Origin of the sequence: Amycolatopsis echigonensis (assembly GCF_002846615.1) — a bacterium.
GTDB lineage: Bacteria > Actinomycetota > Actinomycetes > Mycobacteriales > Pseudonocardiaceae > Amycolatopsis > Amycolatopsis echigonensis.
Window position 1 is genome coordinate 3093815 of sequence record NZ_PJMY01000003.1, and the last position, 23658, is coordinate 3117472.

A 23658-nucleotide genomic window follows, 5' to 3' on the forward strand; every position below is an offset into this window, starting at 1 on the left:
AACTGGATAAAGCGAAGGGCCAGATCCGCGCGGACCCGGCCCTTCGGCTCAGTACGTGATCGCGACCGCCGGATCGGCGAGCAGCGCGCCGACGTCGGCGAGGAACTCCGACCCCTGCTGCCCGTCGACCACCCGGTGGTCGAAGCTCAGCGACAGCTGCATCACCTTGCGCACCTTGATCTCGCCGTCGACCACCCACGGGGTGTCGCGGATCGCCCCGACCGCCAGGATCGCCGACTCGCCCGGGTTGATGATGGGCGTGCCCGTGTCGACGCCGAACACGCCGACGTTGGTGATCGTGAACGTGCCGCCCAGCATCGCCGCCGGCGTGGTTTTGCCCTCGCGCGCCACGTCGGTCAGCTCGGTGAGCGCGACCGCGAGTTCCTTGAGCGACAAGGAATCCGCGTCCCGGATCTTCGGCACCACGAGACCGCGCGGGGTCGCCGCCGCGATGCCGAGGTGCACGTAGTCCTTGTAGACGATCTCCTGCGCGGCCTCGTCCCACACCGCGTTGACGTCCGGCGTGCGCTTCGCCGCGAGGCATACGGCCTTCGCCGCGAACGCGAGCGGAGTGAGCTTGACGCCGCTGAATTCGCGCGACTTCTTGAGCTTCTCGCGCAGTTCCATCATCGGCGTGACGTCGACGGTGAGGAATTCCGTGACGTGCGGAGCGCTGTACGCGCTCTGCACCATCGCGGCCGCGGTCGCCTTGCGGACCCCCTTGATCGGCACGCGCCGCTCGCGGGTCGCCGGGTCGTAACCGGACTCCACAGTGGACAGTGCCGGTGCGGCGGAACCGTTGGCGGCGCGCTGGACGTCGTCGCGGGTGATCACGCCGCCGTCGGCGCTGCCGGTGAGCGAGTGCAGGTCGACGCCGAGGTCCTTGGCCAGCTTGCGGACCGGCGGTTTGGCCAGCGGGACGTAACCGCCGCGCGGGGTTTCCTTCACCGGTGCGGGAGCGGCCGCCGCCGGTGCCGGAGCGGCCGCCGCCGGTGCCGGAGCGGGCGTGGCGCTCTTGCGCGCCCGCCGGGTCGTCCCGGCCGCCTTGGAGCCGTAGCCGACCAGCGGCTTCATCTCCTCTTCGGCGGGAGCGGCGGGCTCGGTGGCGGCGGGCTCCGCAGCAGCGGGCGACGCCTTCCCGTCCGGATCCACGTCCACGGTCAGGATCGGCGTCCCGACCTCAACGGTCTGTCCCGGCTCCACGTGCAGCTCGGTGACCACCCCGGCCCACGGGATCGGCAGCTCGACCGCGGCCTTCGCGGTCTCGACCTCGACCACGATCTGGTTGACCGTGACCTTGTCGCCCGGCTTGACGCGCCAGGCGAGGATGTCAGCTTCGGTGAGCCCCTCCGCCGTGTCCGACAGGGGGAACTGTTTGTACTCAGGCATTTCTGTCAGAACCCCCTTACCAGGCGAGCGAACGGTCGACAGCGTGCAGGACCCGGTCGAGGTCGGGGAGGTAATGCTCCTCGAGCTTCGCAGGCGGGTACGGCGTGTCGAATCCGGTCACGCGCAGGACGGGGGACTCCAGGGAGTAGAAGCACTCCTGCTGAACGCGGGCAGCGATTTCCGAGGTCAGCGAGGATTCCGACGGCGCCTCGCTGACCGCGATGAGCCGTCCGGTCTTGCGGACCGATTCGAAAACCGGCCCGAGGTCGAGCGGCGAGAGCGTGCGCAAGTCGATGACCTCCAGCGACTTGCCCTCGGCCTCGGCGGCCGTGGCGGCCTCGAGCGCCACCTTCACCGACGGGCCGTACGCGACCACCGTGGCCGACGTGCCCTCGCGCACGACGTGCGACGAGAACACCCGCGACGGCTCCGTCGAGGTGTCGACCTCCATCTTCAGCGCGCCCGAGTGGTACAGCTTCTTCGGCTCGAAGAAGAGGATCGGGTCGTCCGAGCGGATCGCCTCCTGGATGCCCCAGTAGGCGTCGGCCGCGTTCGAAATCGACACCACCTTGAGGCCGGCGATGTGCGAGAACAGCGATTCCGGCGATTCCGAGTGGTGCTCCACCGCGCCGATCCCGCCGCCGAACGGCACGCGGATCACGACCGGCATCTTGATCTTGCCCTGCGTGCGGTAGTGCAGTTTCGCCAGCTGCGAGGAAATCTGGTCGAAGCCGGGGAAAATGAACCCCTCGAACTGGATCTCGCACACCGGCCGGAAACCACGCACGGCGAGACCGACCGCGGTGCCGATGATGCCGGATTCGGCCAGTGGCGTGTCCAGCACGCGCTGCTCGCCGAAGTCCTTCTGCAGTCCGTCGGTGATCCGGAAGACGCCGCCGAGCTTGCCGACGTCCTCCCCCATGATCAGGACCTTCGGGTCCTCCTCCATCGCGCGGCGGAGACCGAGGTTGAGCGCCTTGCCAATCGTGAGCTTCTGCAGATCAGTCATCAGTGCTCACCCCGACCGTGGATGCTCGAGCCCGCAAGCGACTCTTCGGTGGCAAAACCGTCGAGATAGGACAGATACTCCTCGCGCTGTGCTTCGAGCACGGGCGAAGGTTCGGCGTACACCTGGGAAAACACCCGGTCCGGCGGCGGCTCCGGCATGTTGAACGTGTAGTCGCGCAGGTCCGCGGCGAACTGGTCCGCCTCGGCCTGGACGCTGTCGAAGAACGCCTGGTCGGCGTGGCCGCCGCGAGCCAGGAACGCACGCACGCGCTCGATCGGGTCCTTGAGCTTCCACTCCTCCAGCTCGTCCGAGAGCCGGTAGCGGGTGGGGTCGTCGGTGGTGGTGTGCGCGTCCATCCGGTAGGTGAACGCCTCGATCAGCACCGGGCCGTTGCCGTGCCGGCATTCCTCCAGCGCCCACCGGGTCACGGCGAGGCAGGCGAGGACGTCGTTGCCGTCCACGCGGATGCCGGGGAAGCCGTAGCCGCGGGCGCGCTGGTAGAGCGGCAGCCGCGACTGGCGTTCGGTCGGCTCGGAAATCGCCCACTGGTTGTTCTGGCAGAAGAAGACCAGCGGCGCGTCGTACACCGCGGCCCAGACGAAACCTTCGTGCACGTCGCCCTGCGAAGTCGCGCCGTCACCGAAGTAGCAGATGGTGGCCTCGCCACCCTCGTCCCCGACTTTGCCTTCGAACTTCTGGCCCATCGCGTAACCAGCCGCGTTGAGCACCTGGTTGCCGATGACGATGGTGTACGGGTGGAACCGGTGGGCCTGGTAGTCCCAGCCGCTGTGGTCGGTGCACCGGAAAATCCCGATCAGCTCGCGCATGTCGACGCCGCGGGTGTACGCGACACCGTGCTCGCGATAGCTCGGAAACGCCATGTCCTGCGGCTGCAGCGCGCGACCGGATCCGACCTGCGCGGCTTCCTGGCCGAGCAGCGGCACCCAGATGCCCAGCTGCCCCTGGCGCTGCATCGCGTTGGCCTCGCGGTCCGCGCGGCGCACCAGCACCATGTCGCGGTAGAGGTTCTTCAGCGTTTCGTCGTCGACGTCCTCGACGTAGCGGTCGAAACGCTCGGACGGGACCCGCTGGCCCTCGGGGGTGAGCAGCTGAGTGAGCTCAGCGCCACCTTCGCTTGTCGCTCGCAAACCGGCGATCACCTGTTCGGGGGAAGGTTGGGCCGCTACGGCCGCCGGCCCGTCTCCAGGTTCCGGGTGCGTCCACTGTTCGGACGGCATGAGCTGTTCTCCTCGGTGTCGGCGCCGCGAGCGGCCGCTTGTGGCGGCCACAGCGACTGCACCGGCGGGGACCGGCTCCTCGGGTCCGAGGCTCCCGGCCACCGTCGGCGTTGACGGTTCGTGGCCACATCCTGGCACGAGAATTGCTCCGATGGAGAGCGGCAGTTGCTGATTTGTTGCTGAGAAAACGTCGCTGAACAGGGGAAACGCTTGGAAGACCGAGTATGGGAGAGGCGATGGTCGGGCGGCCATCCCGCGTCCCACCTGCCCTCGTGAGCGCCGGTCCCGGTCCGACCCTCGACCGGCTTTCCCGGCGTTCACTCGTGCCGGTGACGTCGGTCACCGTGGCAAGATGGCGCTGTGGAACAAAAATCCGTACGCGAATCCGTGGTCTCGACGTGGATCAACGACGTCACGCCGAGCCTGTCCGGTCTGATCGCGATCCCCGCGCTGTCCCCGGCGTTCGACGCGGACTGGGCGTCGACCGGGCATCTCGCCGCCGCCGTCCAGCACGTCAAGAGCTATCTCGAAGGGCGCGACCTGCCGGGCGCGCGGATCGAGGTCGTCGAGCTGGAAGGCCGTTCCCCGCTGTTGTTCGTCGACGTGCCGGCCACCCCGGGCGCGACCGACAAGGGCACCGTCCTCATGTACGGCCACCTCGACAAGCAGCCCCCGGTCGGCGGCTGGTCCGAGGGGCTGGACCCGTGGACGCCGGTCATCCGCGACGGTCGGCTGTACGGCCGTGGTTCGGTGGACGACGGCTACTCCGGGTACGCGGCCAGTGCCGCGGTGGAAGCGGTGCACGCGGCGGGAGGCGAGCACGCGCGTATCGCGCTGCTGCTGGAAACCGGCGAGGAATCCGGCAGCCCGGACCTGCCCGCTTACCTGGAGCACCTGAGCGGACGGCTCGGCGAAGTCAGCCTCGTCGTGTGCCTCGACGCGGGCGGCATGGACTACGACCGGCTGTGGCTCACCACCAGCCTGCGCGGCATGGTGCACCTGACGGTCACCGTCCAGCTGCTCGCCACCGCGCAGCACTCCGGTCTGGCCAGCGGCGTCGTCGCCAGCTCGTTCCGCATCCTGCGGCAGCTGCTGGAGCGGATCGAGAACGCGGAAACCGGCGAGATCAAGCTGTCCGAGCTGAACGTCGAGGTGCCGGCCAGCCGTCTCGCCGAGATCGAGGCGGTCGCGGAGGTGGCGCCGGAAGCGCTGCGCACCGCGTTCCCGTTGGTGAGCGGCGGAAAAACGGTCTCCGAGGACGCGCTTGAGCTGCTGCTGAACAACTACTGGCGGCCGACGCTGTCGATCATCGGCGGCGAAGGGCTTCCGCGGCCCGCCGAAGCAGGCAACGTGCTGCGGCAGAGCACCACACTCACGCTCAGCTTCCGTCTGCCGCCCACCGCGGACGCGGAAGACGCGCTGGCCGCGATCAAGCGCGCGCTCACCACGGACGTTCCGTACGGCGCGAAGGTCACCATCGCCGAAGACCAGCAGGCGGAGAACGGCTGGAACGCGCCGGAGGAAGCCGCGTGGCTGACCGACGCGCTACGCCGCGTCGACGACGAGGTGTTCGGCCGTCCGCACCGCGCCGCGGGCATGGGCGGGTCGATCCCGTTCATGGGCCTGCTCGGCGAGAAGTACCCGGAGGCGCAGTTCCTGGTCACCGGCGCGTGCGGCGCGGATTCGAACATCCACGTGCCGGACGAGTGGCTGAACCTGGACTACGCCCAGCAGGTCACCGAAGCGGTGGCGCACCTGCTGGACGCGCACGCCCGCAGCTGATCTCCCGGGTGCCTGCGCCGGTTACCGCCCGGCGCAGGCGCTCAGGCTCAGGCGAACTTGCCCAGCGCGTCAGCGACCCGGGTCTGCTCCGGCGCGAACCGCTGGTACGAGAACGGCGTCTCGTTGTTCCACGGAATCAGCTTGCCCGCCTTCACCGCCGGCAGCTGCTGCCAGGTCGGGACGCCGCCGAGCCCGTCCGGGCCGAGCGACAGCGAACCGCCGCGCGAGTCGTACATGATCACGTCGGCCGAGTACTTGCCGACGTTTTCCCAGCTCACCTGCTCGTAGTAGCCGCCCTGGCTTTCGTCGGGCTTCTCCGGCAGGACGAACTGCATTCCCTTTTCCTGGTAGTGCTTCGAGGTCGCGAACTTCGCCGGGTTGGCCACGTACACCGTGTCCTTCTGCGCGGACAGGAGCACGACCTTGAGCCCGGCCGTCTTCTTGACCGCCTCGGCGAACTTGGCGTCCGCGGCCTCGTACATCTGTTTCGCCTGCTGGATTTCCGGCGTCGCGACGTTCGCGCCGAGCGCCTTGGCCAATGCCTCGAACTTCGCGATCCCTTGCGGCATCGCGATGTCCTGCAGTCCGATGCCGACACTCGGCGCGGCCTTGTCCACCTTGTCCGCCAAGGTGTCGGGCACGTACCACATCTGCTGCTTCAGGTACATCACGCTGACCAGCAGCTGCGGGTTCAGCGACACGAACTTGTCGAAGTTGAACTCGTTCCAGACGTTGCCCAGCGAGGTCACCGACTTCAGGTCGACGCCGCCTGCCTGCGGGTCCGTCTTGCCGTCCGGCAGCCGCGACGGGCCGAAGATGCCCACCGATTTCACGCCGAAGTCCCACAGCGCGGCAGCCGCGGTCACCTGCGCGACGATCCGTTGTGGACGCTCGCCGCTGAGCTTGCGGCCGCGGTCGTCGGTGAAGGACCACGTCGCGCCGCCACCGGCCGCCTGCTGGTCGTCTTTGTAGCCGCAGGCGCTCAGCAGGCCGAGCGTGCCCGCGGCCGCGGTGCCGGCGAGAAAACCGCGGCGGGACAGCCGCGCCGGGGAGAGGGTCATCGGAACTCCGGAGGATCGGGTGCGGTACGCCTGAGGTTAGCCTTGCCTTAGGGTGAACGCCATGGTCCTCCTTGGGGAGCGCGTCACATCCCGGCGCTGGGGCGTCCGCGCGACAGTCCTGGTCGCGGCGCTCGTCGCCCTCGTCGCGGTGGTGGTGCTGTCGATCGCCTTCGGCTCGAACCGGTTGCCGGTGGGCAGCGTCTGGCACGCGTTGTTCTCCTACAGCGGCACGTTCGAAGACGTCGTGATCCGCGACGACCGGTTGCCGCGGACGCTGCTCGGGCTCGCGGTCGGCGTCGGGCTCGGGCTGGCCGGCGCGCTGCTGCAGGCGATCACGCGCAACCCGGTCGCCGACCCCGGCCTGCTCGGCATCAACCACGGCGCGGCGGTCGCGATCGTCCTGGGCGGTGCGGTGTTCTCGGTGACTTCGCCCGAACAACTGGTGTGGTTCGCGTTCCTCGGCGCACTGGCCGGAACGGTCCTGGTCACGGTGATCGGCGGCTCGGTGAGCCCGCTGCGGCTGGTGCTCGCGGGCGTCGCGGTGCAGGCCGTGTTCGTCGGGATCAACCAGGGCATGCAGATGATCAACACGCACAGCCTCGACCAGATGCGGTACTGGCTTGTCGGCTCGCTGGTGAACCGGAACCTCGGCAGCCTCGCCGGGCTGTTGCCGTTCTTCCTGGCCGCGCTGGTGATCGCCGGAGTGCTCGCCCGGCCGCTCAACGCAGTCGCACTCGGCGACGACAGTGCGCGCGGCCTTGGCGCGAACCCGGTGCTGACTCGCGCGGTCGGCATGATCGCGGTCGGCTTGCTCTCCGCGACCGCGACCGCGGCGTGCGGGCCGATCGCCTTCGTCGGGTTGATGATCCCGCACGTCGTGCGCGCGCTGGTCGGCCAGGACGAACGATGGGTGCTGCCGTTGTCCGCGCTGCTCGGGCCAGTCTTGCTGCTCGGCTGCGACGTGCTCGGCCGGCTGCTCGGCGGTAACGGGGAAATCCAGGTGGGCCTGATGACGGACGTGGTCGGCGGCGTCGCCTTCGTAATCGTGGCGCGGCGGCTGAAGGCGGTGCGGCGATGAGGACCTGGGTGGTCGTCGGCTTGCTGACGCTGGTGGCGGCGGTGCTTTTGGTGCTCGCCGTGGGCACCGGAGACTACGAGATGTCGCCGCTCGAAGTCCTGCGAACGCTCGCGGGATCCGGCACGAAGGCGCAGTACCTCGTGGTCACCGGCCGCCTGCCGCGCGCGTTGGTGGCGATTTTCGTCGGCATCGCGCTCGCGCTGGCGGGCACGGTTTTCCAGACGGTGACCCGGAATCCGCTCGGCAGCCCGGACATCATCGGCTTCACCACCGGCTCGGCGACCGGCGGGATCATGATGATCCTGCTGTTCGGCGCGGGCCCCGGCCTGGTCTCCGTCGGCGCGGTCGCGGGCGGCCTGCTCACCGCGTTGCTGGTCACCGCGCTGTGCGCTCCGCACGGTTTGCTCAGCTCGCGGCTGGTGCTGCTGGGCATCGCGGTGAGCGCGGTACTGGCCGGGGTGAACGGCTATCTGCTGGTGCAAGCGAAACTCGAGGCCGCGGCACAGGCGGTCGGCTGGCTGACCGGTGACCTCGCCGGCCGCGACTGGAACTACTTCATCCCGCTGTGCCTGGCTGTCGTGGTGCTTTCGCCGTTCGTCTTCGTGCACCAGCCCGCGTTGCGGATGCTGGAAATGGGCGACGACGCGGCGGTCGCGGTCGGTGTCGCGGTGCCGCGAGTGCGTGCGGTGGTGCTGTTGGCCGCGGTCGCGCTGGCCGCTTCCGCGACCGCCGCGGCCGGGCCGATCCCGTTCGTCGCCCTTGCCGCACCCCAACTCGGCCGCCGCCTGACCCGTCGCCCCGGACCGAACCTGCTGGCCTCCGCGGCGATGGGAGCGGTACTGGTGCTGGCGGCGGACTTCGTCGGCCAGCGCGTCCTGGACGCTTCGCTGCTCCCGGTGGGAGTGGTCGCAGCCGCACTGGGCGGCGGGTACCTGTTGTGGTTGCTGGCGGTTTCCCGCCGCCGCCAGGTCGCGTGACTATGCCATGCGGGTGAGCTCGACCGAAACATCCAAAGTGGACTGACTGGCCCCGGTGAAAATCCCCTTCAACGGAGCCACATCCGCGTAATCCCGTCCGGTCGCGACCCACACGTGCCGCGGCCCGACCGGGATCGCGTTCGTCGGGTCGTGCGCCCACCAGCCGCCGGTCCACACGTCGACCCAGGCGTGGCTTTCGCCCTCCACCTTTTCGCCGAGCTTGGCCTCCGGCTTGGTGTGCAGGTACCCCGAGCAGTACCGCGCCGGAATGCCGATCGCCCGCAGCATCACCAGCGTGACGTGCGCGAAATCCTGGCACACGCCTTCGCGCGCTCGCCACGCGTCCGTCGCCGTGCTGTGCACGCCGGTGGTTCCTGGCTGGTATTTCAGCTGCTCGTTCACCCAGCCGCAGATCGCGAGCACCGCGTCCGCCGGGTCCAGTCCCTTGCGCAGCGCGCGGGCCTGTTTGGACAGTTCCTGGTCGTTCGGGGTGTACGGCGTCGGCGTCAGATACTCCGTGCGCTGGTCGCGGACGGTCTCGCTCTTCAGGTCCTTCCACGTCGCCGAACGCACCGGCTCCGCTTCGTCCGCGGTCTCCACCACCGACGTCGCGAGCACGGTGAACTCGGTGTGCGGTGCGTGCAAGTCGAACGACGTGACGTCGGTGCCCCAGTAATCGGTGTAGCGGTAGGCCCGGGTCGCCGGGGAGGTTTCGATGCGAGTGGCCAAAGTGGTCTGCCGCCGGTCCGAACGCGGGGTGAGCCGGGCCTCGTTGTACGACTGGGTGGCCGGTGTCGCGTACCGGTAACCGGTCCGGTGCGTCACCCGCAATTGCCAGCTCACAGGGACACCTCCGCGCCGCTCCACGCCACCCACGGCGACGTGTGGAAGTACTGGATGGACACCGCTTCCCCGACTTCCTTGATCGCTTCCTGCAGTCCGCGCAGCCGCCGCGGCAGGTCGTCCAGCAGGGCCGAGGGGTGGAGGAATTCCAGCTCGCTGCGGGCACGCCCGAGCAGCCGGACGGCCTCGGACTTTTCGTTGCCCCGCGCGTTGATCCCCGGATCGAGCTGCCGCAGGCAATCCTCCGCCTGGCGCAGTGCGTGAAACACCGAGCGGGGGAACAGCGTGTCCCGGAGCAGGAATTGCACCACGCGAGCCGCGTCAAGCGCGCCACGGTTCGTGCGCAGGTAAGTGTCCTGCGCACCCGCCGAGCGGAGCACCGTCATCCATCCCGGCGAGGAGGCGCGGTCGGAAACTCGTGAAAGCAGCAGCCGCACCACCATGTCCGCGCGTTCGACCGATCGGCCGAGCACCATGAACAGCCAGCCGTCGTCGCGGCTCATCGTGGAATCGGCGAGCCCGGCGAACATCGCCGCGCGTTCCTCCACAAAGGACAGGAAGGCGTGCGGTCCGGCGCGGCGGGCGTAACGCTGCCGGTCCGGCACCGCGTTCCAGGTCGCGTTGAGGCATTCCCACAGCTCGGTCGACACGACCTCACGCGCGCCGCGAGTGTTTTCCCGGGCGGAGTTGATCGAGCCGACGATGGACGACGGATTGTCCTTCGCGTAGGCGACCAGTTCGGTCAGCTTCCACACGTCGAGCGCGTCGCCCGCGTCGAACGGGATGCCGAGCACGGCGAGCAGCTGGCGGCTGACGTGGTCCGGATCGACGCTCGCGTCTTCCAGCAGCTGATGCACCGAGACGTTCAGGATGCGGGAGGTGTCGTCGGCGCGTTCGACGTAACGGCCGATCCAGTACAGCGACTCCGCGTTGCGGGCCAGCATCATGATTTCCCTCCCTCAGCTCTGTTGTTGCTGTTGCTGCTGCTGCGACGTGGACAGTTCCGGACCCTGCTCCGCGGCGACGCCGTCCACAGTGGATACATCGCCGAGCGCGGGACGGTCGAGTTCCTGCTCCGACGTCGAGGACCGCGAAGCGAGCACCCAGGTGTCCTTCGACCCGCCGCCCTGCGACGAGTTCACCACGAGACTGCCCTCGGGCAGCGCGACCCGGGTCAGTCCGCCGGGCAGCACGAAAATTTCTTTGCCGTCGTTGACCGCGAACGGCCGCAGGTCCACGTGCCGCGGCGCGAGCCGATCGTCCACCTTGGACGGGACGGTGGACAGCTGCACCACCGGCTGCGCGATCCAGCCGCGCCGGTTCGCGCGGACCTTGCGGCGCAACGCGTCCAGTTCCTTTTTGGACGCTTCCGGCCTGAAGACGATGCCGTACCCGCCGGAACCCTCGACCGGTTTGATCACCAATTCGTCGGCGTGCTGCATGACGTAGTCGAACTCGTCGGGCAGCCAGCAGCGGTAGGTGTCCACATTGGGCAAAATGGGTTTTTCGTTCAGGTAGTAGCGCACCATCTCCGGCACGTACGTGTAGACGAGCTTGTCGTCGCCGACGCCGTTGCCGACCGCGTTCGCCACCACCACGTTGCCCGCGCGGGCCGCGTTGAGGATGCCGGCGACGCCGAGCACCGAGTCCGGCCGGTGGTGCACGGGGTCGAGAAAGTCGTCGTCGATTCGCCGGTAGATGACGTCGACCTGGCGTTCGCCCTCGGTGGTGCGCAGGTAGACCACGTTGTCGCGGCAGAACATGTCGCGACCCTCGACCAGCTCCACGCCCATCAGCCGGGCGAGCAGCGAATGCTCGAAGTAGGCCGAGTTGTAGACCCCCGGCGTGAGCACGACGACCATCGGGTCCGCGACGTTCGGCGCGGCCGCCGCTCGCAGTGCGCGAAGCAGATGTGACGCGTAGTCACCAACCGGCCGGACCCGGTGCCGCGCGAACAGGTCCGGGAACACGCGCGCCATCGTGCGCCGGTTCTCCATCACGTACGACACGCCGGAGGGGTTGCGGAGATTGTCCTCCAGGACGCGGAACGTGCCCTCTTCGTCGCGGACGAGGTCCACTCCGGACACGTGGATGCGCACCCCGTTGGGCGGTTTGATCCCGTAGGCCTCGCGATGGAAGTGCTCGCACGAGGTGATCAACCGGCGCGGGAGCACGCCGTCGCGCAGGATCTGCCGGTCGCCGTAGACGTCGGCGAGGAACGCCTCCAGCGCGCGGACCCGCTGTGTCACGCCGCGTTCGAGCCGGGTCCATTCGGTCGCCGGGATGACGCGGGGCACGAGGTCGAGCGGAAACGGCCGCTCCTGGCCGGAGAGCGAAAACGTGATCCCCTGGTCCACCATCGCCCGGTCCAGCGCCTGCGAGCGGTTGGTGAGATCGCTGGCGTCGAGCGCGGCGATCGAGCCGTACAGCGCTCGGTACGGCCCGCGGACCATGCCGTCGGGCGCGAACATCTCGTCGTACGCGCCGGCGTGCGGCCGCTCCGGGGCGAGGTAGCCGTCGAACTGCGCGCCGGGCCGGGCCGCGCGGCGGCCTTTCACCGTTCGCGCACGTCGTCCGGCTGGTGGCAGCCGGGGACCGGGGTTGCTGTTCATGGGGGACATCCTGACTTACCGCGCCGAGCGGCCGTGACACCCGTCTTCCGGCAAGTCCTGTGCGAAACTTCCCCGTGACGCAGCAGTGCTGTGCATACCCGCTTGCGAGTGGCAATATGCCAGCTCTCAGCCCTTGAGAACTACGAGGAGTGACGAAGTGGCCCGAGGACAGCAAATGAAGGCGCTCGCCCTTCTCCCCGCTTTCGCGCTGGTCGGCATGACGATGGCGTGCGGCGCGGGCGGCAACGGAGCCGGCGGCGACGCGGGTTCCAGCCAGGCTCCCGGCGGAACCGAAAGCGCGCCGACCGCGCAGAAGGACGCGGCGCTGGCCGCGATGGTGCCCGCCGACATCAAAGCCGACGGCAAGATCGTGGTCGGGCAGGACCAGACCTACCCGCCGAACGAATTCGTCGAGAACGGCAAGGCGACCGGCTTCGACGTCGACCTCGGCACCGCGGTCGGCCAGGTGCTCGGCGTGCAGACGGAGTTCCAGAACTCGGCGTTCGACGGCATCATTCCCGGCATTTCGGCGAAGAAGTACGAAATGGGCATCTCGTCGTTCACGATCAACGCCGAGCGGATGCAGACCGTCGACATGATTTCCTACTACAGCGCGGGCACCTCGCTCGCCGTGCTCAAGGGCAATCCGGACAAACTGTCGGTGGACGACCTGTGCGGCAAGAACGTGGCCGTGCAGAAGGGCACCACGCAGGTCGACGATCTCGGCAAGCGCAACACCGCGTGCACCAAGGCGGGCAAGCAGCCGATCAACATCACCCAGTTCCAGGCGCAGACCGACGTGAACCTGGCGCTGACCGCGAAGCGCGTGCAGGCCGAACTCGCCGACTCGCCGGTGATCGACTACGCGGTGAAGCAGACCGGCGGTCAGCTGGAGTCCGCGGGCGCGCCGTACGACACCGCGCCGTACGGGATCGTGCTGCCGAAGGGCAGCGGCGACTTCGCCAAGGCGGTGCAGGGTGCCGTCCAGAAGCTGATCGACACCGGAATCTACAAGAAGATCCTGGACAAGTGGGGCTTGTCGGGGTCCGGTGCCATCACCAAGTCGGAGATCAACCCGTCCGCTTCCTGAAGAAACTGAGGACGTAGTTACTCGTGTCCACTCCCCCTGGCCCCGCCGAATCCTGGCAGGAGGTCGACACCACCCCGATCAAGGCGGTCCCGGTCCGGCATTACGGACGCTGGATCGCCGGCGTGATCATTTTGTTCCTCGCGTTCATCGTGATCCGCAGCGTTGTCACGAATTCCGCGTTGCAGTGGCCGGTTGTCGGCGAGTATCTCTTCGACAACCGGATTCTCAACGGCTTGCGGAACACGTTGGTGCTCACGGTGATCTCGATGATCATCGGCATCGTCGGCGGCGTGCTGCTCGCGGTGATGCGGCTGTCGCCGAACCTGCTGATGTCGGGCGCGGCGTCGGTGTACATCTGGCTGCTTCGCGGCACGCCGCTGATCACTCAGCTGGTGATCTGGAACTTCCTGGCGCTGGCGTATTCGAAGATCGGCCTCGGCATTCCGTTCGGGCCGACCTTCATCAGCTGGGACACGAACACGCTGATCAACCAGTTCGTCGCCTCGTTGCTCGGCCTCGGCCTGAACGAGGCGGCGTACATGGCGGAAATCGTCCGCGGCGGCATCCAGTCCGTGGACAGCGGCCAGCTGGAGGCGGCGTCCGCGCTGGGCATGAGCCGGGGCAAAACCTTGCGCCGGATCATCCTGCCGCAGGCGATGCGGGTGATCATTCCGCCCACCGGCAACGAAACCATCTCGATGTTGAAGACCACGTCACTGGTCGTCGTCATCGGGTACTTCGAGCTGATGGTGTCGGTACAGACGATTTATTCGCAGAACTACAAGACAGTTCCGCTGCTGATCGTCGCGGCGACGTGGTATCTGTTCATGACGTCAGTGCTGACGGTTATCCAGTTTTACATCGAGCGGTATTTCGCCCGCGGCACTTCACGGGCGACCGCGCAGAAGAACAGGTGGGGAGCGCGAATGCTGGGCTACCGCTTCGGTCGCGGCGGCAGCGGAGGTGCGGCGCGTTGACCCCAGTCGTTTCCGCACAGAAGGTGTGCAAAAGCTTCGGCTCGCTCGACGTACTGAAGGGCATCGACCTGGAAGTGCACGAGCGAGAGGTGATCTGCCTGATCGGCCCGTCCGGTTCCGGCAAGTCCACTCTGCTGCGCTGCATCAACCACCTGGAGAAAATCGACGCGGGCCGGCTGTATGTCGACGGAGTGCTGGTCGGCTACCGCGAACGCGGCGGTCGCTTGCATGAGCTGCGAGACAAGGAAATCGCGGCCCAACGCAAGGACATCGGCATGGTGTTCCAGCGGTTCAACCTGTTCCCGCACATGACGGCGCTGGAAAACGTCATGGAGGCTCCGATCCAGGTTCGTGGCGAGCCGAAGACGCGAGTCCGGGAGCGGGCCCAGGAACTGCTGGAACGAGTCGGTCTGGCGGACAAGGCAAGGTCCTATCCAGGCCAGCTCTCCGGCGGTCAGCAGCAACGGGTCGCCATCGCTCGCGCGCTGGCGATGCAACCGAAGCTGATGCTCTTCGACGAGCCAACGTCCGCTTTGGACCCGGAATTGGTGGGCGACGTCCTTGGCGTCATGCGCCAACTGGCCAAGGACGGCATGACGATGGTCGTGGTAACCCACGAAATGCAGTTCGCCCGCGAGGTAGCCGACAAGGTCTTCTTCATGGACGGCGGGGTTATCGTGGAGTCTGGTTCTCCGGAACAGGTCATCGGGGATCCGAAGCATGAACGGACGAAGTCGTTCTTGGCTCGGGTGCTGAGTCCGAACGCTTGAGTTTTGCGGGAGGCCGCCCGGAGATTCTCCGGGCGGCCTTTTTACTGCCCTGAGCGCAGCTCGCTCTCCAGCTGCTGCACCTTATTCGCCATCTCCTGCGGCCCAGCGCCGGCCAGACTGATCCATCCGGACTTGTCCACGCCGAACAGCCTCGTTGCGCCGACGCTTCCCGCGACTGTCCCGGACCGCGATGTACAGCCGCCCAAAGTACGTATGCGGCTTATCAAGCCACTGCAGCACCTGCTTAGCGTCTCGAATACTCGGACTCGTCCGTCCGGACGGCTGTGAAGAATCCAGGTAATCGACCGTTCCGCGGAGAAATTCGTTGTACGCGGTGGTGGCGCGGTCCGCGGCCTTCGAGTATTCGGTCGTGACGGTGTCTGAACCCGGCTGGCCGAGCTGCGCGAACTGAAGTGCGATGGTCCGGGCCTTCGCGTACTCGTTGTCCAAGCTGTCCTCGAGCTGCCGGATGACCTTGTCCATCGCCTCCGGGTTGAATTCCCAGCCGCCGTTGGACGCAGCCGCCGCGAAGTCCGCCTTGGCCTGACCCGACCCGAGTGCTCCGAAATTCGGCGGAGGCGGCGGTTGAGGCGGCGGCACCGCCGCGTTGCCTCCCCGCACGGGCCGCGGTTCCTGGGTGCAGCCTACCCTCTGTTCTTGATCAGCTTCGCCGCGTGACCATAGCAGGCACGAACCGCCCAAGAAGGTGCTTATCGGAAGATCGTCCGGACAAGTGGATCACTTCGGTAGCCAACCACGCGCGTTCAGTAGCCACCGCGAAGGACGGTCGCGCACTACTCCACCAGGCCCCTTGCTCATCCGCCCTTGATCCGATTCCCTGAGGGCCGAACGATCGTGGGGAGAAGGGGCTCGTGCCGACCGATACGTCCTTGCCGCCGCTTGATCCGTTTGCCGGGGTTCCCGACAAGCGGTACGAGGTGAAAGCCGCGGACCTGCTGAAACCTGGCAGCAGCGGCCTCCTGCGCTGGAGACGGCAGGCCACCAACGCGCCGATCGTGCAGGTCGAGGACGCCTACATCACCGGCACGCTCGATCTTCGCGCCGCTGACCTCAATTTTCTTTTCCAATTCGAACGCTGCCGGTTCGAGCATCCGCCGGACGTGCGCGAGGCGACTCTTCTCGGGCTCGTTTTCCGGAAATGCTGGCTACCCGGGCTGCGGGCAAGAAATCTGCGCAGCCGGAATGACGTCCGGTTGATTCGCAGCGTTATCGAAGTGGCCGCGGACTCGTTCGAGCTCGAGACCACGACCGTGCAGCGCGGGGATGATCGCGAGCGCGGGATGCCGAACGCCGCGGTCAACCTCACCGACGCGGTGATCGACGGGTCGGTCGTGCTCACGAGGACCACGATCAGCCATCCGCACGGGAAGGCGATTCAGGGCGACCGGCTGGTGATCACCGGTGCCCTGCTGGCCTATCGCATGGTCGCGAAGGGCGAAGTACGGCTGCCGGGCATGCGGACCGGCGGTAACGTCAACTTCTCCGGCGCTACGTTCGACAACCCGGATGGCTTCGCGTTCAACGGGAACGGGTTGCACATCGGCGGCAGTCTGCTGTGCGAGGTCGACAACTACGGACCGGCCAGTGAGCGGAAACGGTTCTCCGCCAAGGGGGTCCTCTATCTCCCCAGCGCCACTGTGGACAGTGACATCGTCATGCGCGAGGCGCGGCTTCAGGTAGACCAGCGCGGGCCGATCGCCGTGGACGCCTGGAAATCCGGCGATCCGTACCTCGATCCGCGGCCGGCGTTGGTCGCGGACCGGCTGAAGGTCGACGGCAATCTCGAGTTGTCCGACGGGCTCCGGGCGTTCGGCACGCTCCGCATGGTCAACGCGCGCATCGGCGGGTCGCTCAGGCTCGCCGGCGCGGAGATCACCATGGTGCGCGGCCGCGCGACGCCGTATTACGACCGGGCGCTGCACCTTGACGGGTCCACGATCGGCGGCGACATCGAGGCGACCAACCTTCGCGTGCCGGTCGGGCAGCTGAGGCTCGCGGACGTCACGGTCGGCGGCAACTTCCTCGCCTGGAACTCGATGTTCCTCCACCCGGGGCGGGACGCCTTTTCCGCGCGGAGGGCCAAAATCTCCGGGAACTTCCAGCTGACCGACGCCACGCTGCAGGGCACGCTCCGGCTCCAGGGCGCGGAAATCGGCGGCAGCGTGAACATGTTCGGCACGTTGCTGACCGAGCCGGGCCAACGGAAATCAAGCAGCTTCTCCCTCGACATCCGCACTGCGCGGATCGGGCGTGACTTGGTGCTGACCGAGGACAAAGACCGGCCGTTCCTGGCTGAGGGCGGCGTAAACCTCGATGGCGCGCAGATCGCGCGCAGGTTGGACATGAACGGCGCGAAGCTGGGATCCCTTCCCCCGCACGGGATCGCGCTCGACGCCAGCGATGTCACGGCGGACGAATTCGTGCTGTCTCCCGCGGAACCGCCGACTGGGTCGGTACGGCTGCGCAGGGCGCATTGCGGTGCGCTGGACGACAACGAGGAGATCTGGAACGCCACCGACGGCCTGGAACTCGAGGATTTCCGTTACGACGCCTTGAAACACGGCATCGCGCTCGACGACGACAAAGCGCTGGACCATCGGATCGAGCTGCTCCGCAAGGCAATGCGCGGTTACCGCCCTGGCCCGTACGACCAGCTCGCCGCGACCCTGCGCGCAGCCGGAAACGAAGAGCACGCCTCGACGGTCGCTCTGAGAAAGCAGCAGTTCCGCTACGAAGCACTCGCCAAGGGCTTCAAGTTCTTCGGCCCCGGCGTCCGCGTCTGGAGCTGGCTGCAGCGATCGATGGTCGGCTACGGCTTCCGGCCGGTGCGCGCGCTCGGCTGGCTGTTGACGCTGCTGGTGCTCGGCAGCCTGTGGTTCGGGCTCGGCAAGGACGACTGCGTCAACGACCACACCGGCCGCTATATGACGAGCGGTCCGCGCTGCCTGGTCAACCAGCAGGACTCCGGCCTCCAGTGGAACCCGGTCATCTACACCGCCGACCTGCTGGTGCCGATCGTCGACTTCGGCAACAAGTCGCGCTGGTACATGCACGGGGCGGACAACTGGGTGGCGGCCGGTTTCACCGCGTCCGGCTGGGTCCTCGCGACGACCGTCGCGGCGGGCGTGAGCCGGATGCTGCGCCGGGAGTCCTGATCGCATACTCTGGGTATGTGAATCCTGATGCGACGGGGCAGATCGAGGTCAGCGCCGCTCCGGCGAAGGTGTACGCGCTGGTCAGCGACCCGGGCGCGCTGGCGGGGGCGGCCACCGAGTACTGCGGCCACCGCTGGCTCGGCGGTGCGACCGCCCCGGCGGTGGGTGCGAAATTTCGTGGCCGCAATCGCCGTGGCGTGCGGCGTTGGTCGACCACCACCGTGATCACGGCCGCGGACGAGGGACGCCGATTCGCCTTCGACGTCAAGCTCGGGCCGATCCCGGTCTCTCGCTGGGAGTACCTGATCGAACCCGCCGGCGACGGCTGCGTGGTCACCGAGAGCATGTGGGACCGGCGGCCCGGCTGGTTCACGCCGTTGACCGTGGTGGCCACCGGGGTCAAGGACCGTTCGGCGACCAACCGCGTCAACATCGAGGAGACGCTCGCGCGGATCAAGAGCGCCGCCGAGTAGCACTCACTCCACGAACCGCGACCAGAACTCCACGACCCGGACGTTCGCCGGTTGCTCCCCGAGCGGCTCCCCGCCGAACTCGTGCCGCAGGTAACTGCGCAGGTCCCAGCCGTAATAGACGACATCGGTCTGGTACACCGACAGCACCGGATACCCGGATTCCCCGGCCGCCGCGGGCAGATACCGGTGCCCGCACACCGGCACCAGTTGCGGCACCGTCGCCAGGTGCCGTCGCGCGACCGCCAGCGCGTTGCACATCGACCGCGGCCGGTTGCCCCATTCGGCAAGCCACAGGTCGTTGTTCTCGACGTCGTACAGGACACCGTCGACGGGCCAGTCCAGGCGTTTGCGCAGCTGGTCCGGGTCGCCGTGGCGCCAGTCCGGCCAGCGGTCGCCGACCGGCACGCCCGCGGTGAGGAAAATCCGGTGATCTTCGGAAAACGTGAACCCGAACTGGTCCTCGACGTCGCTCAGTTCGGCGGGCGTGAGGCCAGGCCGCAAGGGCTCGCCGAGATTCTGCTGCAGGACGCGGGCCTCCTCCACGGTGAAGGCTCCGGCCGGCTGAACGTGTGTCATGCCCGAAGCGTACGGAGCGCCAGGCCGCGTCCGCGCGTCCTTTTTCGCTGGAATGGGCTCCCTCGCCGGGGTGAGGTTCTTCTCTCCAGCCGTGGTTGACGGAACACTGCGTGACCGGATGTAGTTCACTCTCCCCGTGACTTCCTCACCGCAAGCCCGGCAAGCCCGCGTGCGCGCGCCCGAGCTGACCGGCGACGTCTGGCTCAACACCGGCGGCCGCCGGCTTTCCCTGGCGCAGCTGCGCGGACGCGTGGTGCTGCTGGACTTCTGGACCAGCGGCTGCATCAACTGTCTCCACGTGCTGGACGAACTGCGTCCGCTGGAACAGGAATTCGCCGACGTCCTGGTCACTGTCGGGGTGCACTCGCCGAAGTTCAGCCATGAGGGCGAGCGCGCGTCGATCGAGGCCGCGGTGCGCCGGTACGAGGTGCAGCATCCGGTGGTCAACGACCCGAAGATGGAGCTGTGGTCCCAGTACGCCGTGCGGGCCTGGCCGACGCTGGTCGTCGTCGACCCCGAGGGCTACGTCGTGCACGTCGCGGCCGGGGAAGGGCACGGGGAAGCGCTACGCCGCGTGATCGCCGACCTCGTCGCCAAGCACGAGGCGAAGGGCACGCTCCGGCGCGGCGGCAACCCGTACGTGCCGGTTGAGGAGCAGCGCACGGAACTGCGTTTCCCCAGCAAGGCCGTGGTCACCGCGGGCGGGCGGATTCTGGTGGCGGACACCGGACATCACTCGATCGTCGAGTTCGCTTCGGACGGCGAGACGGTCATCCGCCGCTTCGGCAGCGGGGTCCGCGGGACGCAGGACGGGCCGTTCGACCTGGCCCAGTTCGCCGAACCGTCCGGAATCGCCTTGCTGCCCAACGAAGTCGCGCAGCGTGCCGGCTACCACGCCGTGGTCGCGGACACCTCCGGACACCGCCTGCGCGGCCTCGACCTCAACACCGGCGAGGTGAAAACCATTGCCGGCACCGGAAAACAGTGGCGCGACGGTACCGACACCGGCAAGGCCCTGGACATCGACCTCACCAGCCCGTGGGACGTCACGTGGTGGGCTCCCGCGGGCGGCGTGGTGGTCGCGATGGCCGGAAACCACACGCTGAGCGTGTTCGACCCGGTCTCCGGCGACATCCGCCGGTTCGCCGGCACCACCGTCGAGGGCCTGCGCGACGGCGACGCGCACGAAGCGTTCTTCGCGCAGCCGTCCGGATTCGCCGTGGACGGCCAGAAACTGTGGTTCGTCGACGCGGAAACCTCGGCCCTGCGCTGGATCGAACCGGCGGGCGAGTCGTTCACCGTGCACACCGCGGTCGGCACGGACCTGTTCACCTTCGGCCACGCGGACGGCCCGTCCGATCAGGCGCTGCTGCAGCATCCGCTCGGCCTCGCGGTCCTGCCCGACGGCCGGGTCGCGATCGCCGACACCTACAACGGCGCGATCCGCCGCTACGACCCGTTCACCCGCGACGTCACGACGCTCGCCACCGGGTTCGCCGAACCGCAGGGCCTGGTGCGCCACGACGGCGAGCTGTACGTCGTGGAGTCGGCCGGCAACCGGGTTACCCCGCTCGGGGGCAATGGCCAGGCGACCGCCGTCGCGGGCAAGCGGCAAGCCGTACAGCGTCCGCCGACCGTGCTCGCTCCCGGCGAGGTCGAGTTCTCCGTCGTCTTCACGCCGCCGCCGGGCGAAAAGCTCGACGAGCGCTACGGACCTTCGACGCGGCTGGAGATCACCGCGTCGCCGCCGGAACTGCTCGCCGACGGAGCCGGGGTCGGCACCGACCTGGTGCGGCGGATCAAGTTCGCCGCGGGCGCGACCGAAGGGGTTCTGCAGGTCGTGGCACAGGCCGCGAGCTGCGACGACGGCGGCGAGCACCCGGCGTGCCGGATCACCCGGCAGGACTGGGGCGTCCCGGTGCGGTTCGAGGACGGAGGAGGCAAGGCGCTGAGCCTGATGATGGCGGGCGAGCCCAAGGCCCCGGCAACCGGTCAGTAGCATGGCGGGCGTGCCGGACACGCCGAAGCTCGAGATCCAGATGCTGCACGACCGCGTTCTCGTGCGGTTGTCGCAGGAGGAAGGCGAGCGCCGCAGCAGCGGCGGCATCGTGATTCCCGCCACCGCGCAAGTCGCGCGCAGGCTGCTGTGGGGTGATGTACTGGGTGTCGGCAACAGCGTGCGGAACGTCAAGCAGGGAGACCGGGTGCTCTTCAACCCGGAGGACCAGCTCGAGGTCGAGATCCAGGGCGAAGGCCATCTGGTGATGCGAGAGCGCGACATCCACGCGGTGGCCACGGAGCGGACCGAACACGGCACGGGGCTGTACCTGTAGCTCCCGTACCAGGGGAGGCAGGCGTTGCGTGAGGAAGACCGTTCGTCGGCGTCTTTCGCCGACGACCTGCTGAGCGACGAGCTGCTGAACGACCCCGCCCTGGTCAGCGAGCCGGATCTGGCCACGGAAATCTTCGCGGTGGCCGACGCGCCTCCGCCGCCGGACACGCCTTTCCGCCGCTTCCGCAAACGCGTCGGCCGCACGTTCATGATCGTCGGCTGTCTGCTCGGACTCTTCGTGCTGCTCTACAGCATCGACCTGATGACCAGCGCCGGCGACGTGCCGCGCGGCGTGCGGGTGGCCGGGATCGACGTCGGCGGCCTTTCCTACGCCGATGCAGAAGCCAAGCTGCACACCGAACTCCAGCCGCGGCTGACCCGTCCGGTGCCGATCCACGCCGGCGACGTCACCGCGACGCTCGTTCCCGCGGATTCCGGGCTCGGCCTCGACTGGCCGGGCACGCTCGCCCAGGCCGGACACCAGCCGTGGAGCCCGGTCACGCGGCTGCTGTCGTTCTTCACCACCCGCGAGGTGGGCGTCGTGACGCGCAGCGACCAGCTCGAGGTGGCAGACGCGGTCCAGCAGCTCGCCGGAAAGCAGCTCAACCATCCGCTGGTCGAGGGCAGCATCGGGTTCACGCCGAAGGGCTCCGACGGCGTGACCGCGTATGCGGTCGAGCCACGGCAGGGCCAGGAGCTGACCGACGTCCAAGCCGCGGTGCAATCCGTCGTCGCGGACTGGCTTTCGCCGCGCGGCGTGACGCTGAAGATGGCGGTGACGCCGCCCCAAACCACTTCCGCCGACGTGCACCGGCTGCTGGACACCGTGGTCGCGCCCGCGGTCTCCGCTCCGGTCGTGCTGCACGGACAAGGCAAGGACAGCACTCTGGAGCCGTCCGCGATCGCGTCGTCGTTCCAGTTCCAGCCCAACGGAGGCGGCGGTCTCGAACTGCGGATCGATCAGGAGAAGCTGCGCGCGGCCGTCCAGCCGGATCTGGCGTCCACCGAGGCGGACAGCAAGGACGCGCAGATCAGTCTCGACTCCGGCGTACCGACGGTCACGCCCTCCGAGGACGGGCGAAAGATCAACTGGGCCACCACTTTCAAGTCCCTCACCGACGTGCTCGCGAAGCCGGCCGGCCGCGATCTGCCGGTCGCCTACGACCAGAAGCATCCGACGCTGACCACCGACGGCGCGAATGCGCTGGGCGTCAAGGAGGTCATGGGCGAGTACACCACCGGCGGGCTCAGCGGTCCGGCCGCGGCGAACGTCGCCACACTCGCCGGACGCATCAACGGCGTCCTCGTGAAACCGGGAGACTCGTTCAGCCTCAACGACCATCGGGGCGACGGCTACGCGTCCGCGCCGGTTGACGAGGACGGCACCGGCCCGGCGGTGACCGGCGGCGGACTGTCGCAGCTTTCGTCCACTTTGTACAACGCGGCCTACCTGGCCGGCCTCGGCGACGGCGGCCACGCGGCGCACGACCATTTCATCAACCGCTATCCGGCGGGCCGCGACGCGGTGGCGGTGGACAGCTCGGGCAACGCCGTGGATCTCAAGCTGGCCAACACCGATCCGACCGGCTTCGTGATCCAGGCGAGTGTCAGCGGCGACTCGGTGACGGTGAAGATCTGGGGTACCAAGCACTATCGCGTCGAAGGCCGCAGCGGTGCGCCGTCGAACCAGGTGCCGCCGCCGGTGCAGGTCGGGCCTGGTCCGGACGGTCAGTGCCACGCCTCGCCGGGCGCGTCGGGGTTCACCGTCAGCGACACGCGGGTGTTCTACGACCTGGCCAGCGGCAGCGAGGTCCGCGAGGAAAGCCGCAGCACGACCTACTCGCCGCAGCCGATCGTCATGTGCTGAGCCGCGCCGGGGCTTTCGCCCGCCAGGACTCAGTGAGCAGTTCCCGCAGCTGCTGCGGATCGACGCGGTCGAGGTGCACGAGAATCGAGCCGTGGCCGTCGTAATGCGGCGTGGTGAAGAAGGCTGGATCGCCCGACGCGAGCAGCGCGGCCTTCTCGTCCAGACCGACGAACAGCACCAGCCCGCCTTCGGCCTCGGTGCGCAGCCGCGCGTACCCCTTGCCCGCCACCTTCAGCGCGGGCGTGCGGTACCAGGTCGCCACCTCGGTTTCCGGCAGCTCTGCCTGTGCCCACGCGGTGACGTCGTCCCAGGTCATCGTCATGCCGCCTATCGTGCCCTGCTTGTCCGCACGCGGTCTTGGAGAAACGAGAGGAGCCCTCGCCTGGTGGACGAGGGCTCCTCGGTGCT

General features: G+C 68.2%; 21 protein-coding genes. 11 read left to right on the forward strand and 10 right to left on the reverse strand.

The genetic code is table 11. From position 1 onward, the window contains the following. Positions 1–48: 48 nt before the first annotated feature. The 3 genes from ATK30_RS19510 to pdhA are packed head-to-tail and all read right to left on the reverse strand — an operon-like array spanning position 49 to position 3636. The gene (locus ATK30_RS19510; protein ID WP_101436817.1) at positions 49–1389 is read right to left on the reverse strand and encodes a dihydrolipoamide acetyltransferase family protein; all 1341 of its coding nucleotides are present in this window, start codon (positions 1387–1389) and stop codon (positions 49–51) included. Between the two features lie 16 nt (positions 1390–1405). Further along, complete coding sequence (locus tag ATK30_RS19515) at positions 1406–2398, reverse strand: alpha-ketoacid dehydrogenase subunit beta (RefSeq protein ID WP_101436818.1); 993 nt, start codon at positions 2396–2398, stop codon at positions 1406–1408. Further along, positions 2398–3636, reverse strand: coding sequence for a pyruvate dehydrogenase (acetyl-transferring) E1 component subunit alpha (gene pdhA / locus ATK30_RS19520; RefSeq protein ID WP_101436819.1), 1239 nt, complete (start codon positions 3634–3636; stop codon positions 2398–2400). Before pdhA ends, ATK30_RS19515 begins: the two co-directional genes overlap by 1 nt. 360 nt (positions 3637–3996) lie before the next feature. Here pdhA and ATK30_RS19525 point away from each other — a divergent pair, with 360 nt between their 5' ends. Beyond that, positions 3997–5418: a M20/M25/M40 family metallo-hydrolase gene (locus ATK30_RS19525; protein WP_101436820.1), complete on the forward strand. Its 1422-nt coding sequence runs from the start codon at positions 3997–3999 to the stop codon at positions 5416–5418. 47 nt (positions 5419–5465) lie between these two features. On the opposite strand, the gene ATK30_RS19530 is transcribed toward ATK30_RS19525, so the two are convergent. Next, entirely contained in the window at positions 5466–6479 is a 1014-nt protein-coding gene (locus ATK30_RS19530) for an ABC transporter substrate-binding protein (RefSeq protein ID WP_101436821.1), read from the reverse strand. A 61-nt stretch (positions 6480–6540) separates the two neighbouring features. Between ATK30_RS19530 and ATK30_RS19535 the strand changes: the two genes are divergently transcribed. Continuing rightward, entirely contained in the window at positions 6541–7557 is a 1017-nt protein-coding gene (locus ATK30_RS19535) for a FecCD family ABC transporter permease (protein ID WP_101436822.1), read from the forward strand. Next, the gene (locus tag ATK30_RS19540; RefSeq protein ID WP_101436823.1) at positions 7554–8534 is read left to right on the forward strand and encodes a FecCD family ABC transporter permease; all 981 of its coding nucleotides are present in this window, start codon (positions 7554–7556) and stop codon (positions 8532–8534) included. The genes ATK30_RS19535 and ATK30_RS19540 overlap by 4 nt, the downstream gene beginning before the upstream one ends. Here ATK30_RS19540 and ATK30_RS19545 read toward each other — a convergent pair whose 3' ends face one another. From ATK30_RS19545 to ATK30_RS19555, 3 genes are read right to left on the reverse strand one after another with little or no spacing between them, the layout of a single operon-like run. After that, a complete protein-coding gene (locus ATK30_RS19545; protein ID WP_101436824.1) occupies positions 8535–9377 on the reverse strand; it encodes a transglutaminase family protein in 843 nt (280 codons plus the stop codon). It lies immediately after the preceding gene. Next, entirely contained in the window at positions 9374–10321 is a 948-nt protein-coding gene (locus tag ATK30_RS19550; RefSeq protein WP_101440938.1) for an alpha-E domain-containing protein, read from the reverse strand. Before ATK30_RS19550 ends, ATK30_RS19545 begins: the two co-directional genes overlap by 4 nt. 15 nt (positions 10322–10336) lie before the next feature. After that, positions 10337–11998 (reverse strand): circularly permuted type 2 ATP-grasp protein, encoded by a 1662-nt coding sequence (locus ATK30_RS19555; protein WP_101436825.1) that lies wholly within the window; start codon positions 11996–11998, stop codon positions 10337–10339. A 166-nt stretch (positions 11999–12164) separates the two neighbouring features. Here ATK30_RS19555 and ATK30_RS19560 point away from each other — a divergent pair, with 166 nt between their 5' ends. The 3 genes from ATK30_RS19560 to ATK30_RS19570 are packed head-to-tail and all read left to right on the forward strand — an operon-like array spanning position 12165 to position 14826. Beyond that, positions 12165–13079: an ABC transporter substrate-binding protein gene (locus tag ATK30_RS19560; RefSeq protein ID WP_101436826.1), complete on the forward strand. Its 915-nt coding sequence runs from the start codon at positions 12165–12167 to the stop codon at positions 13077–13079. Between the two features lie 23 nt (positions 13080–13102). After that, positions 13103–14056, forward strand: a complete 954-nt coding sequence (locus ATK30_RS19565; protein WP_101436827.1) for an amino acid ABC transporter permease — start codon at positions 13103–13105, stop codon at positions 14054–14056. After that, positions 14053–14826, forward strand: a complete 774-nt coding sequence (locus tag ATK30_RS19570) for an amino acid ABC transporter ATP-binding protein (RefSeq protein ID WP_101436828.1) — start codon at positions 14053–14055, stop codon at positions 14824–14826. Before ATK30_RS19565 ends, ATK30_RS19570 begins: the two co-directional genes overlap by 4 nt. Positions 14827–14907: 81 nt before the next feature. Here the strand turns inward: ATK30_RS19570 and ATK30_RS46235 are convergent, their stop codons facing one another. Then, complete coding sequence (locus tag ATK30_RS46235; protein WP_244194663.1) at positions 14908–15447, reverse strand: hypothetical protein; 540 nt, start codon at positions 15445–15447, stop codon at positions 14908–14910. A 251-nt stretch (positions 15448–15698) separates the two neighbouring features. Between ATK30_RS46235 and ATK30_RS19585 the strand changes: the two genes are divergently transcribed. Both ATK30_RS19585 and ATK30_RS19590 read left to right on the forward strand, forming a co-directional pair. Further along, positions 15699–18002 carry an oxidoreductase gene (locus tag ATK30_RS19585; RefSeq protein ID WP_101436829.1) on the forward strand — a complete coding sequence of 768 codons (2304 nt, stop codon included), beginning with the start codon at positions 15699–15701 and terminating at the stop codon, positions 18000–18002. A gap of 17 nt (positions 18003–18019) precedes the next feature. Further along, the gene (locus ATK30_RS19590) at positions 18020–18475 is read left to right on the forward strand and encodes an SRPBCC family protein (protein ID WP_101436830.1); all 456 of its coding nucleotides are present in this window, start codon (positions 18020–18022) and stop codon (positions 18473–18475) included. Positions 18476–18478: 3 nt separating this feature from the next. Here the strand turns inward: ATK30_RS19590 and ATK30_RS19595 are convergent, their stop codons facing one another. Then, on the reverse strand, positions 18479–19051 hold the full coding sequence (locus ATK30_RS19595) for a hypothetical protein (protein ID WP_101436831.1): 573 nt from the start codon (positions 19049–19051) through the stop codon (positions 18479–18481). A 169-nt stretch (positions 19052–19220) separates the two neighbouring features. Here ATK30_RS19595 and ATK30_RS19600 point away from each other — a divergent pair, with 169 nt between their 5' ends. The 3 genes from ATK30_RS19600 to ATK30_RS19610 are packed head-to-tail and all read left to right on the forward strand — an operon-like array spanning position 19221 to position 23250. Next, positions 19221–21050 (forward strand): thioredoxin-like domain-containing protein, encoded by a 1830-nt coding sequence (locus ATK30_RS19600; RefSeq protein ID WP_101436832.1) that lies wholly within the window; start codon positions 19221–19223, stop codon positions 21048–21050. A 1-nt stretch (position 21051) separates the two neighbouring features. Next, positions 21052–21384 (forward strand): GroES family chaperonin, encoded by a 333-nt coding sequence (locus ATK30_RS19605; protein ID WP_101436833.1) that lies wholly within the window; start codon positions 21052–21054, stop codon positions 21382–21384. A 24-nt stretch (positions 21385–21408) separates the two neighbouring features. Then, a complete protein-coding gene (locus ATK30_RS19610) occupies positions 21409–23250 on the forward strand; it encodes a VanW family protein (protein ID WP_101436834.1) in 1842 nt (613 codons plus the stop codon). Here the strand turns inward: ATK30_RS19610 and ATK30_RS19615 are convergent. Beyond that, the gene (locus tag ATK30_RS19615; protein WP_101436835.1) at positions 23240–23572 is read right to left on the reverse strand and encodes an MmcQ/YjbR family DNA-binding protein; all 333 of its coding nucleotides are present in this window, start codon (positions 23570–23572) and stop codon (positions 23240–23242) included. The genes ATK30_RS19610 and ATK30_RS19615 overlap by 11 nt on opposite strands. Positions 23573–23658 lie beyond the last annotated feature (86 nt).

What these genes read in the sequence shown, in the direction of transcription:
- ATK30_RS19515 (WP_101436818.1), bottom strand. Translation starts at nt 2,398, where the DNA reads ATGACTGATCTGCAGAAGCTCACGATTGGCAAGGCGCTCAACCTCGGT.
- ATK30_RS19555 (WP_101436825.1), bottom strand. Translation starts at nt 11,998, where the DNA reads ATGTCCCCCATGAACAGCAACCCCGGTCCCCGGCTGCCACCAGCCGGA.
- ATK30_RS19540 (WP_101436823.1), top strand. Translation starts at nt 7,554, where the DNA reads ATGAGGACCTGGGTGGTCGTCGGCTTGCTGACGCTGGTGGCGGCGGTG.
- ATK30_RS19510 (WP_101436817.1), bottom strand. Translation starts at nt 1,389, where the DNA reads ATGCCTGAGTACAAACAGTTCCCCCTGTCGGACACGGCGGAGGGGCTC.
- ATK30_RS19605 (WP_101436833.1), top strand. Translation starts at nt 21,052, where the DNA reads ATGGCGGGCGTGCCGGACACGCCGAAGCTCGAGATCCAGATGCTGCAC.
- ATK30_RS19550 (WP_101440938.1), bottom strand. Translation starts at nt 10,321, where the DNA reads ATGCTGGCCCGCAACGCGGAGTCGCTGTACTGGATCGGCCGTTACGTC.
- ATK30_RS19595 (WP_101436831.1), bottom strand. Translation starts at nt 19,051, where the DNA reads ATGACACACGTTCAGCCGGCCGGAGCCTTCACCGTGGAGGAGGCCCGC.
- ATK30_RS19530 (WP_101436821.1), bottom strand. Translation starts at nt 6,479, where the DNA reads ATGACCCTCTCCCCGGCGCGGCTGTCCCGCCGCGGTTTTCTCGCCGGC.
- pdhA (WP_101436819.1), bottom strand. Translation starts at nt 3,636, where the DNA reads ATGCCGTCCGAACAGTGGACGCACCCGGAACCTGGAGACGGGCCGGCG.
- ATK30_RS19615 (WP_101436835.1), bottom strand. Translation starts at nt 23,572, where the DNA reads ATGACGATGACCTGGGACGACGTCACCGCGTGGGCACAGGCAGAGCTG.
- ATK30_RS19535 (WP_101436822.1), top strand. Translation starts at nt 6,541, where the DNA reads ATGGTCCTCCTTGGGGAGCGCGTCACATCCCGGCGCTGGGGCGTCCGC.
- ATK30_RS19560 (WP_101436826.1), top strand. Translation starts at nt 12,165, where the DNA reads ATGAAGGCGCTCGCCCTTCTCCCCGCTTTCGCGCTGGTCGGCATGACG.